We start from the raw sequence: 15,823 nt of genomic DNA, 5'->3' as shown, positions 1-15,823 counted from the left end.
ACATGGAGTCATACGAACTCGAAGCGCTGGAAGCGGTGACCACTCGTCCCGCGTACCCCTACCGCACGCTCACCGTCCAGCGGATCACTCCCGTTCTGGGAGCGGAAGTCTCGGGCGTCGACCTGTCGCAGGAGATCCCGGCGGAGCAACTGGAGGAGATCCGGGCCGCCTTCCGCGACCACCACGTCCTCGTCTTCCGCGATCAGACGATCACCGCCGAGCATCACAGGCGCTTCGCCGCCGCCTTCGGTGAACTGCGCCCCGTCAACCCGCCGCCGCCCGAGGGCGATCCCTACATCCTGGAGATCCGCACGACGTCGGCCGCCGCGAACGTGGCGGGCAACGGCTGGCACGCGGACGGCACCGCCGACGCCGAACCGTCCCTGGGGTCGATGCTCTACATCACCGAGACCCCCGAGCCGGGATGCGGCGGGGACACCCTCTTCGCCAACATGCACCTCGCCTACGCCATGCTCTCACCGGCGATGCGCGCCCTGCTGGACCCGCTGACCGCGATACACGACGGCGCGCAGGCCCTGGCGGGATACACGCTGCCCGCGGACTACGTCATCCCCAAGAGCGAACACCCCCTCATCGCCCGGCACCCGGAAACCGACCGCAAACTGCTGTACGTCAACAAGGCCTACACCAGCCGCATCCCGCAGCTCTCCCCCGACGAGAGCCGGGCCCTGCTCGACATGCTCTTCGACATCATCGCCCGCAGGCCGGTCCTGCACTGCCGCGTCCGCTGGACCCCGGGCACGCTCGTCTTCTGGGACAACCGGTGCGTCCAGCACCACGCGACGTACGACTACTACCCCTACGCCCGCTACGGCCAGCGCATTGCCATCAACGGCGGCCCCGTCAAGGGCTGATGGCCTGTGTGCCCGGCGCCGGAGCTCGCCGATCAGCTTGCTCCGGCGTCGCCTTCGGACGTCAGGCGCCGTCAGTCCCGTCGGACACGGTCACGCTGACCGGTGTGCCCGCCTCGACGGTGCGGCTGACCGTGCAGAGCCGGTCGTGCGAAGTCTTCACGGCCCGGGGCAGGATGGTGCGGGCGCGTTCCCCCGACGGCCCGTCCGGGAACGCGACAGAGAAGGTGACCTCGAGGTTCGACATCCGGTTGCCGCTCTCGTCCTCGACCTTGTTGCCGGTCACGGCGACGGAGAACGTGGTCGGTTCCTCGTGACGACTCGTGGCGACCTCCACGTCGGCCGCGGTACAGCCGCCGATCGCCGCGAGGAACAACTCGACCGGCGTGAAGTCTGCACCCCCGCCGGTGCCGAAACTCAGCGTGCCCCCGCGGGCATTGGTCACGGTGAACCGGCCCGGGCCGGCCCGCTCGATGGTGACAGAACGCAGCGAATTGTCAGTCATGGCGACGACAGTACTGTCCCGCCTCCCGGGCCGTCCTCATGCCGCGCCTGCCCATACACCGAGTACCGATGGCCGGGCGCCGGATGCAGCGGCAGGCAGATTCACTCCTAGAGGCGTCCACGACATACCGAGCGTCCAGGGCCGACACGCCGCCGGCTGCCTCCGGCTCGCCACACCACCTGGTCGGACCGGCCGTCGCTAGGCGGGCATCAACGACTCGATGATCGTTCGCCAGCGCTGGTCGGCCACGGATGCGTCCTCCGCCCTCGTGATCTGCCTGGTCCGGTAGCGGGCAGCGCAGCCGGCGAACACGAAGAGACGATCCAGGACTTGGTAGTTCGGGCTCCAATGTCTGTCAGTGGCCAGCCACGTCCGATGCAGCTCCTCCGTCGAGGCGCGATCGTCGTGACACAGGGCTATGACGAGTCGGCCCGTCCACTCACGCCAGCCCGTCTTCTGCTGTCGCGCGTCGACGAGCTGCTGGGTTTCGGTGAGGAGTTCCCGTGCTGCGAGGTGGTCACTGCGCATGGAGATCGCCTTGGCCGTCAGAGCAGTCCGCATGGACAGCGTCTCGCCGAAGTGATCGGCGTCGGCCAAGAGGGCGTCGCACTCTGCGGGTGTGCTGCGGCCGCACAGGGCGCGGCGCCACAGAGCGGAGGTCTCGTTCTCCAGAGCGATACGGTGCTGTCCTCCGGCTCGCAGGGCTCGGGCTCTTGTGGCGGATCCCGCGATGGCCTCTTCGAGGAGTCCGCGGTCGAAGGCGAGGTCGCTGCTGATCCGGACGGACGTTGTCGGGTCCTGCAGCGGATAGCGGCTCAGGTGCTGCTCCAACTCGTCGTACTCTCCTCGGCTACGCAGCGTGCGAGCCACCTGGTATCGAAGCAGTTCGGAAGCCGGGTTCTCCTCCAGCATCTCTTTGAGGATGCGCAAGGCGGTGCCGGCATCGCCGTCGCGGTAGATGTAGGCGAGTCGAAGCCTGGCGCGATGGCGGACATCGCTCTGCAGCGGTTGGGAGAGGTAGTCCTCCAGGTAGGCGATGCGCTCCCTCTTCCGGCGTCCGTGGCGCCACGCCTCGTAGATGCCGGACACCTGCCCCACCCAGGTGTCGAGTGTGGGAGGCGGCAGCCGGTCGGCGGTCTTGGCGAAACCGGGTACGGCGGCGAGTGCGTCCGCCAGCCAGGTGGCGGTGAGAGCGTGACGGGCGCACAGATCGGCGGCGAGCTCCATGACGTCGAGTCGTTGTTCGCTGTTGAGGAGTAGAGCGTCGCTTCGATGGCGAAGCGCTGCCAGTAGCTGCCTGGCCATATGGGTTCGGTCGTCCGGTGCCCAGGCTCCGGGATTGCTGACGGGTTCGTGGGCGATGGCGGAGCGGACCGCGTCGTGGAGCCGGTAGGGAAAGACCGGGTGGTTGTCCCTGGTGACGAGGGTGCGCTGGCACAGCCGTTGAGCGTCACCGACCAGCGCGCCGGCGGCTTGGGAGATCAGACGTTCGTCGAAGCGTGGCACCAGGCTCGCGGCCCGGGCCAGTTCACGCTCCTGTTGCGGCAGATTGGCGAACACACGGGTGGCGAGCTCCGGCAGCGGCCCTCCGAAGGCTTGGGCTGCTGCCGGATTCCCGTGCGCGGCACGCGCCATGGAGAGCGACAGGCTGAGGTAGAGAGGTAGGCCGTGGGCGCCGGCGCTGATGTTGTCGATGACGTCCGGGGTCAGTTCCGGATTGCCCGCTGTGCCTGACGCGGCACGGAGGTACCGCTTCACATCGAGTTCGGAGAGATTGCCGACGAGATGCTGGCGAGGATCTTCCTGAACCGCCAACCGCAGGCCGGGCCAGATGTGCGGGCCCGTTGCCGGGAGCAACTGGTGAACGTGAGCGGCGTCCCAGTCCAGCCGATTGCGTGATGTGACCACCCACAGGGTGCCGGGAGTCAGGTGCACGATCCGGTTGAAGAGGCGCTCCTGCGACCGGTCGTCCCCTTGTACGTACTCCGCGGCATCGGCGAACGCCACCGTGACGGGCCGCTTGGCCACGGGAAGGTTCTCCAGATCCCAGGAGAGCAGGCCGGCGAGCGTCGCGGCGACGTAGTCGGACGGATCCTTCTGGGCCTGGGTGATGACGTGCAGCAGTGGTGCGCACTCCCGCAGGGTGTGGCTGCGCAGCCGCTTCTCCCGGACGGCGTCGACAATGAGGATCCCGCTGCGCACCGTAAGCGGGCCCAGCCCGAATCCGGCGCCGACGTCGCTCAGCACGTCGTTGAGAGTGTCGGTGATCTGCCCGCGTACGTCGAAACTGGAGGCGGACAGGTCCGGCAGTGGCGTTCCTGGTCGGGCCAGGGCCCACCAGGCTGCGAAGCCCAGGTCGAACGCGGGAAAGCGCCGCCGCCTGCCGGCCACCGCGACTCGTAGCCGCAGCACGATGTCCACAGCGTTGACGACGCGACTTCCGTGGAAGTCGATGCGGACGGTGGGGAGCAGCTGATCGGGCGGCAGTTGCTCCCAGTCGCCGGGCTCCGCCAATTCCCCGGTGCACCACGACTCCAGCCGCCTGGACAGCTCGGTCTTGCCGATTCCGCCCACGCCGTAGAAGGTGATGACGTTCCGGCGAGCGGCGTGACTCAACGTTGCCGAGCCGCCGCGTACCCCCTCCATGTGTTGCAGCAAGGCCGTGGTGAACGCTGTGTGCTCGTCGACACGGTTGGTGAACAGTTCGGTCGCCGTGTACTGCGGATCAAAGATCCGATCGAACTCGCTCATGTACCCCCGCTTAACCATGACTCGCCGTACCCGACAAGCTCGCCTGCAGAGAAGAACTATGGCGCGTCGAGCCGGAGGGCCGCAGGATGACCGGCCTGGATACCACTGCCACTCAGGGCTCTCTGTGTGACGTGGATCACGGCAACGGGAAAACCTGTAGCCCGGGCCCGGCGTCTAGCAGGTGTGAGATCAGTCAGAGCAGCGCTGCACGAGGTGGACGAGGAGCGTCTCGTCCGGCTGGTGGCGAAAGGCGACCGTGCCGCGTTCGAGGAGCTGTACCGGCGTACGTCGCCGTGGATGGCGGTGCGGCTGCGCCGCCGGTGTGTGGACGAGCAGATCGTCGCGGAGGTCATGCAGGAGACCTACTTGGCGGTGTGGCGCGCGGCGGGTGCGTTCGCCGGGGCCGCGGTCGGGGGGACGGCCACGGGTTGGCTGTGGACGATCGCGGCGCGCCGCCTCGTCGACGCGTTCCGGCGCAGGGCTCACCACGCGGAGCCGCCGCCGGCCGCCGCTCCGCCCGACGTGGCGCCCGCCGCCGAGGAGTTGGCACTCGCGGAGACCGTCGGCGGTGATGTCGGGGACGCGCTGCGGTGCCTCGCGCCGGAGCTGAGACAGGTACTGCAGGCGATGGTGCTCGACGGGCTGTCCGTCCGGGAGACCGCGGTCCTGCTCGGGCTGCCCGAGGGCACGGTCAAGACCCGTGCGCGCCGGGCCCGTATCGAGATGCGGAGGGCACTGGCATGAGTATCGAACACGCGTCGAGGCGGATCATCGAGGGGTACGTGCGCGGCGGCGCGGACCTCTCCGCCGACGAGGTGTGGGCCGTGGAGGCGCATCTGGAGATGTGCCGGGTGTGCCGTGACCGGTTGGCTGCCGCTGTCGGTGCCGGGGTGCCCGCCGTGGCATCCCTCGTCGACACCGTGTGGTCCGGCCTCGAATCCCAGCTCGCGGTCACTGCCACGATGCCGCGCCGACGGCGCTGGTCGGCGCCGCTGTCGAGGTGGATGACGCCCACGATGGTGCCGTGGCTGGCCATGGTCGTGGGCGTGACGCTGCTGGCCCTGCTGCTCGACCTGTCCCACACCGGCTACGGCGAGGTGTCGTTGGTGCTGCTGCTCGCGCCGATCCTGCCCGTGCTGGGCGTCGCGGCGTCCTGGTCGCGCGGTCTGGACCCGGCGTACGAACTGACGGCCTCCGTGCCCAGGGCTGGGCTCTATCTGGTGCTGCGGCGCACCGCGTCCGTGCTTGCCGTGCTGGTCCCCGCACTGCTGGTGGGCGGTTGGGCGACGGGGGTGATGGTGGCTCAGTGGCTGGTGCCCTGCCTGGCCTTCACGGCGACGACCCTGGCGCTCGGCGGTGTCGTCGGTGTGACCCGCGCCGCCGTCGTCCTGGCCGCTGTCTGGGCCGCCTTGGTCGTGGCGCCGACCATGGCCACCAGCCGTACGACCTTCGCCCTGCAGACGGGCGGTCTGCCCGCGTGGGGGCTGATCCTCGCGCTCGGTATCGGTGTCGTGATCGCCCGCAGAGACGCGTACACCGTGCTGGGAGCTCATCGATGACCATCGGAAAGAACATGGGAAAGGAACACCACATGACGTCCGCCGTGAGCGCGGCCGACATCGCACCGACGGCCTACGCCTGGGAGATCCAGGCCACCGGGCTGAGGGTCAGGGTCGGCAGGAAACGGATGGCGGTCGACGGCCTCGACCTGTCGCTGGGCATCGGCGTCCACGGACTCCTCGGTCCGAACGGGGCGGGCAAGACCACCCTCATCCGGACGCTGGCCACCGTGCTGCGTCCCACCGAGGGTGGCCTGGAACTGCTCGGTGAATCCGTGGGCGGTATGGGCGAGCACCGTGCGGTTCGCCGCCGAATCGGCTATCTGCCGCAGGAGTTCGGCTACTACAAGCGCTTCACGGTACGTGAGTTCGTCGAGTACATGGCGTGGCTGAAGGAGGTGCCCAAGGCGGACATCCCCGCGGCGGTGCAGCGCGCCGTGGAGCGGGTGGGTCTGGCGGACCGCGCCGACGAGAGGATGAAGGCCCTGTCGGGCGGCATGGTGCGCAGGGTCGGCATCGCCCAGGCCATCGTCAACGACCCGACGATCCTGCTCCTCGACGAGCCGACGGTCGGCCTGGACCCGGCGCAGCGGCTGCGCTTCCGCGAGCTGCTGCAGGAGTTGGGTACGGACACCTGTGTGCTCGTCTCGACTCATCTGGTGGAGGACGTCGCCGCCGCCTGTACCGACGTGGTGCTCTTCGCCGAGGGCCGGCTGGTCTTCCAGGGCCCTCCGGACGAACTGGCCTCGGCGGGCGGCCCCGAACACGTGGGTGACAGCCCGCTGGAGCGCGGCTACTCGGCACTGCTGCTCAACCCCGAGCAGGGAAGGGGCACTTGGTGAACAGCCGCGTCCTGCGTATCGAGTTGAGGCGTTCGGTCGCCCCGTGGGCCGGCATCGTGGTCCTGGCACCGGCGCTGGCGTTCCTGTACCTGCTGAACGGCGCCTGGTGGAGTGGCACCACGGCGTGGACGGCCCAGTGGACACCACTGGCCCTCTGGACCCGCTCCCTGCTGTTCTACGTGTGGCCGCTCGCCGTCGGGCTGGGGGCGCTGCAAGGACTGCGCGACCACCGCTCGAAGATGTCCGAGCTGCTGACGAGCACGCCGCGGCCCGCCCGGCACCGCGCGGCCACCCTGGCGGGCGCGACGGCGATCACGCTGGCCTCGGCCTTCGCGTTGCTCGTCCTCGCGGGTGGGGTCCAGGTGCTCGCCCACACCGAGTACACGCACCTCGGGTGGCTGCCGATCTCGCTGGTGGGGGCACTCTTCCTCGTCGCGGGGGCCGTGCTGGGCATGGGAGCCGGGAGGGCCCTGCCGTCCCCGCTCACCCCGCCCGCGCTGGCCATGGGTGCCTTCGTGTTCACGGCCCTGATGCACATGTCGCTGGGCCGGACGGAGACGGACACGGCGGACGGGTTCCCGAACTCGGAACCGAACCGGGTCTCGCTGCTGTCACCGACGGTGGAAGACGCGCGCGAGGCGTTCGTCACGCTCTCCGCCTCCGTGCACGTCGGACAGACGCTCTGGCTGCTCGGCATGGCCGGGACCGGCTTCGCGCTGCTGGTCGCCGCGACCCGGCGCGCCCGGCTGACCGCCCTGACACCCGTTCTGGCGGGCGCGGCGATCGCCCTGCTCATCCTTCCCACCGACCCTCGCCGGATGTACGTCGTCGACGAGGCCGCCGCGGAGTTGGTGTGCGACGGCCCGGTGTGCGTGACGAAGACGCAGCAAGCACGACTCGCGGACCTCGCGGGTCCCGGCAAGGAGGCGTTGCGCCAGCTGCACGGTGCCCTGGGCGGTCAGGCACCGGTCTCGATCCGCGAGAACACCGCCGTACTGCCGGAGGGCTCCACGCCGCAGTGGTCCCGCAAGACCGTGCTCCTCGACTTCGACGACGACATCGTCGCCGCCGCGAAGGGCGGGGAGCTCACCCGGGCCCTGATCGCCAAAGGCATGGTGCCGGGGTGCACCCCCGTCGGCTGGAGCGGCTTCGGGGGCGATGAATACGCGCAGACCGTCGCGGTGGGCTGGGTCCTCGGGGACCTCAAGCCGCTCGGCGGCACGTCGGCACGTATGCGCCACGAGGTCGAAGCCAAGACCCGCCCGGTGTGGAAGGAACTCAAGGCGCTGCCGCGGGCCGGGCAGATCTCGCGGATCAACGCCATGCGCGCCGCCGCGCTGTCCTGCGAGGGCGACCCGTTCGAGGTGCTGTCCGGCGGTGCGTCCCGGTGAGATGGCTGACGCTGTACGCACGCTCGCGTCGGATACCCGCGTCGCTCGCCGCGGTGGTGATCGGCATGGGAGCGGTGTGGGCACTCGCCCGGGACGAGGGCGCGGGGCCCGCTGATCCACGGCTGCCCGTGCTCGTTCTCTCCACGGGGGCGATGGCCTTCTCCATCGGGCTCGGCGGGCATGACCTCGCGCTGGACCGGACGGCCGCGATCCGCTGGGTGCCCCGCAGAGCGGCGCATGTGCTGCTCGCCGGCGCGGTCGTCGCCGCGGCGCTGCTGGCAGTGCAGACCATGGGCGCGCCCATGGCCACCACCGCGTTCGTCGTCCGGGACACCGCGGGCCTGATGGGACTGGTCGCCCTGGGAGCGGCACTCTCGGGCGGCCAGTTCGCATGGACGCTGCCGTTCGCCTGGCTCTCGTTCTCGTTCTTCGCCCCACCCCCGACGAGTGCGCCGATGGAGGTGGCGATGTGGATGCTGCTGCCTCCCGGCACGGCAACGGGCACCTGGACGGCCCTGGTCCTCACGGCCGTCGGCACCACGGCCTACGCCGTCGCGGGGCCGAGGCGGTAGGTCGAAGGGGCGAGCCTGGGCCTTGGGTTCCAGGAGCCGTTGCAACACCGCAATCGGGGGTACCCGTCAGAACCCCGTGCTTGAGACGGCAGGTACGAGGAGGGCCGGCGGCAGTCGGCCTGTCGCACTCAAGCTTCGGAAGTGATCTCTCGTGTCAAAGCCTGTCACGCTGACGGAAGTTCACCCACACCGCACCACCAGACTTCGCCACCGTACGCAACTCGTCCGCGACGGTCGGCCTGCTGTGGCTCTCGACCTGGAGTTGCGCTATACGTCGTTGGACCCGTTCGCCGTCCGCATCGGCCTGGAAGCGGACGGCGCCTCAATCCACTGGTCCCTGTCACGAGAGGCTCTTCTGCTCGGGCTGCGCCGCCATGAGGGGATCGGCGACATGGCCGTGTGGCCCGTCCATCAGACGGACGGCCGTGGATGGTTGCGTATCCGGCTCGGGCCGCTCAGGAACTGCGCCGTCTTTCAGATGGAACGGGACGTGATTTCCGACTGGCTGGACGTCACACTGCAGCTCGTTCCCCAGGACACTGAGAACGATCACCTGGACTGGGAAGGTTTCCTCGCGCCTTTGCTCGACCAGGACTGAGCCTGTCCTGAAACGCGGTTCGACACGTTCTGCGCCTGCTTCCTGGTGGGCGGGACGACTGATGGCTTCGCCGTGACAAGGACACTGCCCGTCGTGACGCGGAGCCCACAATCGGAAAGCACCCCTCCATTCCGCGGAGACGGAGACGCGGCCCTGTACAAGAAGGTCCGCGTGATGCCTGGGCAATTTGCTGGGAACCGAGGGAATGCGCTGGTCAGACACTGCATCAGGTTGTCGAAGGTCACTTCCCGGGATCGTTGGGATTATTTCCCATGGCCCAGACCAGAGGCAGCACCCGATGAAACGCAGACAATCCCAGTATGTGCGTTGCGGAGACCGACACGCTCACTCGATCAGCGGCCACGCTGAAACGGCTCAGTCACTGGGCCAGTTGTAGGGCAGGAACTTCCTGTCGAAGGTAATGACGAGTCCACCGCGGTACGGGACGGCGGCAAGCACCGGCACGGCTTCCGCAGGCAGGTCAAGCAGCCCGGCGACCTGGCGCGCTGTCCGGCGGGGTTGGCCAGTGTGTTGGAAACGATCGCAGCCGTCATCTCGTCGCGGTGGTGCGTGGTCTCCCTGCCTACGAGTCCGGTAGGTGTTCGGGCCGCGAACGAGCAGCCAGGCTGCTGGGGGCGTGGCTTCCTGGCCGGTCGGTGTCTGCGGCTGGTCGTTCAGACGAGCGCCGGTGTGGCAGCGGGCAGGTAGGGGGTGATGTTGCGCCAGGCGCGCTCCACGTACTCCTCCTTCTCGCCGACCGGGGCGACATAGTGCAGCGCACCGTCGGCGGCCTCCTTGCCCTGGAGACGGGCGATGACCCAAGCGGCGAGGTAGTGCGAGGCCAGGCAACCGCCGGCGGTGGCGACGTTGTCCCTGGCGTAGAAGGGCTGGTTCAGCACCTCGACGCCGGCGGCGACGACCCAGGGCTTGGTGATCAGATCGGTGCAGGCGGGGATGCCGTTGAGCAGGCCGAGCCTGGCCAGCACGAGCGCGCCGGAGCACTGGGCCGCGATGAGCTGGCGCGAGGGGTCCAGGTGGCGCAGGCAGTCCATGATGGCCGGGTCTTCGACGACCTCGCGGGTGGCAATGCCACTGCCGACGATGACGGCGTCAGCGGCGCACGCCGCCTCAAGGGTGGACATCTGCTCGATGGTCACGCCGTTCATTGACGTCACCTTGGGACTGGGGGTGGCGATGGTGACGCGCCAGTCGTCAGTCTTGACGCGGTTGAGCACACCGAGCGCGATCAGGGAGTCGAGCTCGTTGTAGCCCTCGAAGGTGAGGATGGCGATGTGCACGGCGGCTGTCCTTTCCGGTGGGTGGGTCCTGACGGTAAGGAGCCGCGAGCAGGACAGTCAAAGAATTGACCGGGCGGCTCGTCGCGGGCGTGCCGCTGCCGACACACTGCGGGCTCGCCGCCCGTGAGGGCATCGCCATGCTGACCGCGACCCGGGTGTACGAGCTGGAAACGATGGGTCTGGTCAGCCGCGAACAGGGCCGGGGGACGCTCGTGCGTGACATCGCCGTTCCCGCCGGCCACGGCATAGATCAGCAGGTCGTCGCCACGGACGCGGTCGAACTCAACTTGAACTCGCCGTCGCTGCCAGGGCAGGCCGATCTCCTCCGGCAGGTCCTCCGAGAGATGGCCACCTCGGGTGATCTCGACTCGCTGCTCCGCTACCACGGGGCATCGACGGATGCGCCGATACGCCCAGGCATCCGCGATGAAGACCGCGACCAAACCCGCGAACAGGGCGCCGATAACCGGCACGAAGCGGACTGTTCGCCAAGCCGATTCGGCTCTGTGCGTCCCCGGCGGGGATGCACAGCGCAGCGAGTTCGGGCAGCTCAGACTTCCTCGCCCAGCCAGTGTCCGTAGGACAAACGACGCCCAGGTGGGCGACTGCGAGCGAGAGTCACCGAACCTGCTCTCCGCTCGCAGATCGTCTCGCACGTCTGCTACTTGTCGACCAGCGACATATGGTGCTCGTTGTAGCGGTTGCCCTGGACCCCGACCCGTCCGGCAAGTTCGTTGAGGTCGGCCAGTTCGTCGGCGGAGAGCGGCAGCCGGGTGGCGCCGATGTTCTCCTCGATGCGGGCGGTGCGCCGGGTTCCGGGGATCGGAACGATCGACGGATGCTGCGCAAGCAGCCAGGCGAGCGCGACCTGCCCCGGTGTGGCGTCCTTGGCCTGCGCGAGCGTTGCAATGTGCTCGACGAGAGCTTGGTTCGCCGCCCGATTCTCGGCCGTGAACCGCGGAATGGTCGTACGGACGTCGTCGGCCGCGAACGACGTCGAGGCATCCACCGCTCCGGTGAGGAACCCCTTGCCGAGCGGGCTGAAGGGCACAAACCCGATCCCGAGCTCCGCGCACGTCGGCAGGACTTCCGGCTCGGGGTCCCGGGTCCACAGCGAGTACTCGCTCTGCACTGCCGTCACCCGGTGGACCGAGTGAGCACGGCGGATGGTCTCCGCGCTGGCCTCCGAGAGCCCCAAGCAGCGGACCTTGCCTTCCTGTACGAGCTCCCCCACCGTGCCGGCGACGTCTTCGATCGGCACGTCCGGATCAACGCGGTGCTGGTAGAACAGGTCGAGCGTCTCGACCCTGAGCCGTTTGAGGGAGGCCGTGGCCACGGCACGGATCTGCTCGGGCCGGCTGTTCAGGCCGGCGGGGGCGCCGTTGTCGATCCGGAATCCGAACTTGGTGGCGATCACCACTTGGTCCCGCACCGGAGCGAGGGCTTCGCCGAGGAGTTCTTCGTTGACGTAGGGGCCGTACACTTCTGCGGTGTCGAAGAACGTGACTCCGCGTTCGACGGCGCCACGGAGCACGGAGATCATGCCGGTGCGGTCGCCGGGATTGGGGCCGTAACTCTGGGACATGCCCATGACGCCGAGACCGATGGCGGAGACACGCAGGTCGCGCCCGAGTGTTCGGGTGTGCATCTTTCCTCCTTGTTGCTGTCGGCACCGGTAGGTGGCTTCAGACCGCAGGACGGCCGCCGCAGCATCCGGTGTCGTTCTTTGCGCTCGATATCGGATCGAGGGTCTGCGGGCCGGCGCCACCAGGCTGCCCCCTTGCATCCCGTGGTACGCGACCCGATATCTGACCGGTCTCCGGGAGGACTGGACGGCCCCGCCGCCTGGCACCGCGCGCCTCGTGTTGGGATCCGGGCGGTTGTCGTTCACCGCGCAGTCCCCGAAAGCAGGCGCTTGGCGTTGGCTGACGTCAGGGAACGCCATGTGGTCCCGTCCACCGGTGAATCGGCCGCGTCGATCGCCGCGATGTGGGCGTCGGCCAGCGGGGAAGGCGTCCAGCAGTAGTCGCTGCCGAACAATGCGCGGTCCGGATCGACGAGCTTCAGCAGTGCGGGGACCTGTCGGGGGAAGGCCGTGCCTGCCATGTCGTAGTACAGGCCGCGTAGTTGCTGCACCGCATCGAGGGCGAGCGGTTCCTGTTCGGGCAGAAACAGGCCCATGAACTCGTTGATGCGGTCGGCGAGGACGGGAATCGCGCCACCGCAGTGCGGAACGATCACCTGCATGTTCGGATGACGTGTCAGGACGCCTGCCATGACCAGGTCCGTGACGGTGCGGGCCGTGTCGAAGATGTACTCGACCATCGGCCGGGGTCTGCCGAGCGCCGATCGTTCCCAGCACACCGGTGAGGTGGGGTGCAGGAAGACCACGGCCCGTCGGCAGTCGAGTTCCGCGAAGACGGGGTCGAGGCGCCGGTCGCCCAGGTAAACGCCGTGCGTATGGGTCAGCAACGCCACGCCGTCGGCGGAGAGTTCATCGAAGGCGAAGGCGATCTCCTCCAACGCGCCGTCCACGTCCGGCAGCGGAAGCGACGCGAAGTTGCCGAAGCGGCCCGGGTGGTCCCGGGTCAGCTCAGCGGTGTACTCGTTGACGCGCCGGGCCAGGAGGCGGGCCGCCTTGTCGTCGCCGAAGTGCACGCCGGGCGAGGACATGGACAGCATCGCGGTCTCGATACCGTTGCGGTCCATCAGGTCCAGGTGTGCCTGCACGGACCATGAGGGCCAACTGCCCATGCCGTCGGGGTGAGTGTGGCCCGCCGCTGTCGCCTGCTGGACGTAGAAGTCGGGCAGGAGGTGAGCGTGGACGTCGATGAGGCCGGAGGACATGACAGGCGGATCCCTTCTCGTCGGTCTTGGGCGAGGGTGGGTGTGGGGCTCGGCTCACTCCACCTGTTCACGTCCGGCCAGCCGTACCTCTTCGTTGTCCAGGGCCGCCTGGAGGCGGCGCAGCACGGTGTCGTCGATGTTTCGTTCGTCGCGCAGGCGGACGACGGTGGCGCGTTTGTGGGCGATGAGGGCGAGGCGGAGGTCGGTGTAGTGGCGGTTGTGGAGCAGGGCGGGATCGCCGTCGGAGCCCGCGCCTTTGGCCCGTACGGTGGCCAGGTGGGCCTCGTACTCCTGGCGCAGCCATTCCATGACCTTCGGGGTAGTGCCCAGGTCGTCGGCGAGTCGCGGGAGTGCCTGGAGGGCTTCCTCGGTGGCCGTGGTGTCGGCGAGGACCTCTTCCTCGTCGACGGACGTGTCGCGCGGCAGCCGGGCCCAGCGCACCACGCCCGGCAACAGCAGTCCCTGCACCACGAGAGTCACCACGATGACGCCGGAGGTGACGAAGACGATGAAGTCACGGTCGGGGAAGGGAGCGCCGGAGTCGAGCGTCTCCGGCACCGAGAGCGCCACGGCGAGCGACACCGCGCCCCTGAAGCCCGCGAGCCCGCTGACCACGCGTGCCCGGTGACTCATTCGCCGCAGCCGTTGCTGGGGACGCCGGTCGATGGCGCGGATGAGGTAGGCGGAGGCGAACAGGAACGCGAAGCGGACCGCGACCAGCACCACGCTGACCACTGCGATCGCGGTCAGGGCGTCCTGGAGGTCGGACCGGTTCAAGTGGCGGAGCGCGTACTGGAGTTCCACTCCGACCAGGACGAACAGCGTGCCGTTGATGATGAAGGTGAGCAGCGGCCAGAAGGCCAGGGCCTGGCGGCGGTGCTCGGCGCGGATGAGGCTCGGAGCCACCTGCGCCATGATCAGCCCGCTCACCACGACCGCGAGGACGCCGGAGGCGTGGATCATCTCGGCGAGCAGATACGCCGTGAACGGCGCCAGGATCATGACGAGGTTGCCCAGCAGGGGATCGTCCAAGCGGCGACGCAGGTTCATGTTGATCCAGGCGACCGCCACGCCGACCGCTGCCCCGCCGCCGTAGGCCAGGAGGAACAGGGCGCCGACGTGCGGCAGGGTGAGGTGGTCCTCGCCGACGGTGATACCGACCGCCAGGCCGAAGATGACCAGGGCGGTGCCGTCGTTGACGAGGCTTTCCGCACGCAGCACGGTGACCTGACGGCGTGGCAGCGCGCGGGCCAGGACGCCCACCGCTGTCGCGTCGGTGGGCGCCACCGCCGCGCCCAGCGCCCACGCCGGTCCCCACGGCAGCCCGAGCGCGTGCCCGGCAACCGCCACGGCCCCCGCGGTGAGGATCACCAGGACCGTGCTGAGCAGGACGATTCCCCGCAGGTTCGTCCGGATCTCCCGCATGGACGTGGTGAGACTCTCCCAGTACAGCAGCACCGGCAGGAAGAGCAGCAGCACCACTTCCGGGGGAAGCTGCGTCTGGCGCACGGCTGGGACCAGCCCGACAAGGGCACCCACGACCAGCAGCACGACAGGTGCCGCGACGCCCAGGCGCTGCGCGACGAACTGGCCGACCAGCACGGCCACGCCCAGGAGTACGACGAGTTCGAGACCGATCACGGGGCTTGCTCCTGAGTCGGTTGGACTACTGGCAGGAGTCCAGTGGCCTCCACCGTGCACGTCGCGCTCATCTGGGCACCAGCTTCAGCGTCGTCGGGCGCGCCGCCACCATGGGATTGACGTACGCGCCGCCGAAGCGGCCGTACTTGGCGCGGTACGCGGTGTCGATGCGGTCGTTGATCTCGGCGTCCGCCACCGCGACGAAGGTGACGTCCTTGTCGACGCCGCCGGATCGGACGTGACCCTCATTGCTGGTGCGTGCGGTACGCCACCAGCCGCCGCCCTCACCGCGGAAGGAGCGGACGTACAGGTCGTCACCGTCGCGGACGACCCAGATCGGCACCGGCTTGCGGAGGGTGCCGTCACGCCGGAGCGGCGCCATCTCCAACTCGTCCGCTCCGTCGATGCGGTTGAGCTCGTCGCTCGTCCATGTCGGTGTCGGTGCGGCGGGAGTGGTGGTGACCGGTTGACCGAGGTGGGTACGGGTGATGCCGAGCGAGTCCTCGAAGACGCGGTAGTCGGTGATCAGGCCGTCGGCGACGGTGAACCGCAGGATCATCTCGCTTTCGAGTACCTGTCCCGAGGGGTGGAACCGGGAGGTGTACCGGCCCGGTGCCAGGACCCGTCCGTCGGCCTCCACCATGGCTCGCAGCTCGAATGCGAGCGGTTCGACGGCGGCGAAGAACTCGATGAGGGACTGCCGGATCTCCTCCGGGCCGGTGCGGCTTCCGGCCCAGGGGGTCAGCGCCGGGTCGCCCGGAATCGTCCACGTCACGTCGGGAGCGAAGTGGACGAGGATCCGCTCCAGGTCGCGTGTGCCGAAGGCCTCGAAGTACGCCTCGACGGTGGCGATCGCCTCGCTGGTCATGACTGGCGGTCCGTTCTGCTCGGTGGCTGCGGCGGTCGAACGGCCGCTGCTGCCTGGTGGTGCCGGTGGTGGTGGGCGT

Annotated in this window: 15 protein-coding genes; 8 read left to right on the top strand and 7 right to left on the bottom strand. The window is 68.9% G+C overall.

What is annotated here, in order from left to right; all coding sequences use genetic code 11:
- Positions 1-2 precede the first annotated feature (2 nt).
- On the top strand, positions 3-875 hold the full coding sequence (locus ACFWXQ_RS20230) for a TauD/TfdA dioxygenase family protein (protein WP_383948073.1): 873 nt from the start codon (positions 3-5) through the stop codon (positions 873-875).
- Between the two features lie 61 nt (positions 876-936).
- Here ACFWXQ_RS20230 and ACFWXQ_RS20225 read toward each other — a convergent pair whose 3' ends face one another.
- Positions 937-1,377: an OsmC family protein gene (locus ACFWXQ_RS20225; RefSeq protein ID WP_383948075.1), complete on the bottom strand. Its 441-nt coding sequence runs from the start codon at positions 1,375-1,377 to the stop codon at positions 937-939.
- 198 nt (positions 1,378-1,575) lie between these two features.
- Complete coding sequence (locus ACFWXQ_RS20220; protein WP_383948078.1) at positions 1,576-4,128, bottom strand: tetratricopeptide repeat protein; 2,553 nt, start codon at positions 4,126-4,128, stop codon at positions 1,576-1,578.
- Between the two features lie 183 nt (positions 4,129-4,311).
- Here ACFWXQ_RS20220 and ACFWXQ_RS20215 point away from each other — a divergent pair, with 183 nt between their 5' ends.
- From ACFWXQ_RS20215 to ACFWXQ_RS20190, 6 genes are all read left to right on the top strand, one after another.
- Positions 4,312-4,872, top strand: a complete 561-nt coding sequence (locus ACFWXQ_RS20215) for an RNA polymerase sigma factor (protein WP_143643162.1) — start codon at positions 4,312-4,314, stop codon at positions 4,870-4,872.
- The gene (locus ACFWXQ_RS20210; protein WP_383948081.1) at positions 4,869-5,687 is read left to right on the top strand and encodes a zf-HC2 domain-containing protein; all 819 of its coding nucleotides are present in this window, start codon (positions 4,869-4,871) and stop codon (positions 5,685-5,687) included. The genes ACFWXQ_RS20215 and ACFWXQ_RS20210 overlap by 4 nt, the downstream gene beginning before the upstream one ends.
- A gap of 32 nt (positions 5,688-5,719) precedes the next feature.
- Complete coding sequence (locus tag ACFWXQ_RS20205; RefSeq protein WP_383948084.1) at positions 5,720-6,529, top strand: ABC transporter ATP-binding protein; 810 nt, start codon at positions 5,720-5,722, stop codon at positions 6,527-6,529.
- Positions 6,526-7,920, top strand: coding sequence for a hypothetical protein (locus ACFWXQ_RS20200; protein ID WP_383948086.1), 1,395 nt, complete (start codon positions 6,526-6,528; stop codon positions 7,918-7,920). The genes ACFWXQ_RS20205 and ACFWXQ_RS20200 overlap by 4 nt, the downstream gene beginning before the upstream one ends.
- A complete protein-coding gene (locus ACFWXQ_RS20195) occupies positions 7,917-8,492 on the top strand; it encodes a hypothetical protein (protein ID WP_383948089.1) in 576 nt (191 codons plus the stop codon). The genes ACFWXQ_RS20200 and ACFWXQ_RS20195 overlap by 4 nt, the downstream gene beginning before the upstream one ends.
- 244 nt (positions 8,493-8,736) lie before the next feature.
- Positions 8,737-9,090, top strand: a complete 354-nt coding sequence (locus ACFWXQ_RS20190; RefSeq protein ID WP_383948092.1) for an SsgA family sporulation/cell division regulator — start codon at positions 8,737-8,739, stop codon at positions 9,088-9,090.
- Between the two features lie 674 nt (positions 9,091-9,764).
- On the opposite strand, the gene ACFWXQ_RS20185 is transcribed toward ACFWXQ_RS20190, so the two are convergent.
- Positions 9,765-10,388: a DJ-1/PfpI family protein gene (locus ACFWXQ_RS20185; protein ID WP_383948095.1), complete on the bottom strand. Its 624-nt coding sequence runs from the start codon at positions 10,386-10,388 to the stop codon at positions 9,765-9,767.
- A gap of 65 nt (positions 10,389-10,453) precedes the next feature.
- On the opposite strand from ACFWXQ_RS20185, the gene ACFWXQ_RS20180 reads away from it, so the two are divergent.
- Complete coding sequence (locus ACFWXQ_RS20180; protein ID WP_383948098.1) at positions 10,454-10,969, top strand: hypothetical protein; 516 nt, start codon at positions 10,454-10,456, stop codon at positions 10,967-10,969.
- Between the two features lie 80 nt (positions 10,970-11,049).
- Here ACFWXQ_RS20180 and ACFWXQ_RS20175 read toward each other — a convergent pair whose 3' ends face one another.
- The 4 genes from ACFWXQ_RS20175 to ACFWXQ_RS20160 all read right to left on the bottom strand — a co-directional run bounded on the left by ACFWXQ_RS20175 (position 11,050) and on the right by ACFWXQ_RS20160 (position 15,744).
- Positions 11,050-12,036 carry an aldo/keto reductase gene (locus ACFWXQ_RS20175; protein ID WP_383948101.1) on the bottom strand — a complete coding sequence of 329 codons (987 nt, stop codon included), beginning with the start codon at positions 12,034-12,036 and terminating at the stop codon, positions 11,050-11,052.
- Positions 12,037-12,275: 239 nt separating this feature from the next.
- Positions 12,276-13,235 carry an amidohydrolase family protein gene (locus tag ACFWXQ_RS20170; RefSeq protein WP_383948104.1) on the bottom strand — a complete coding sequence of 320 codons (960 nt, stop codon included), beginning with the start codon at positions 13,233-13,235 and terminating at the stop codon, positions 12,276-12,278.
- Between the two features lie 54 nt (positions 13,236-13,289).
- Entirely contained in the window at positions 13,290-14,876 is a 1,587-nt protein-coding gene (locus ACFWXQ_RS20165; protein ID WP_383948107.1) for a Na+/H+ antiporter, read from the bottom strand.
- A gap of 67 nt (positions 14,877-14,943) precedes the next feature.
- Positions 14,944-15,744 (bottom strand): DUF2255 family protein, encoded by an 801-nt coding sequence (locus ACFWXQ_RS20160; protein ID WP_383948110.1) that lies wholly within the window; start codon positions 15,742-15,744, stop codon positions 14,944-14,946.
- Positions 15,745-15,823 lie beyond the last annotated feature (79 nt).

It is taken from the genome of Streptomyces sp. NPDC058697 (genome assembly GCF_042715345.1).
Lineage (GTDB): Bacteria > Actinomycetota > Actinomycetes > Streptomycetales > Streptomycetaceae > Streptomyces > Streptomyces liliifuscus.
This window is presented reverse-complemented; position numbering and strand designations above follow the sequence as displayed.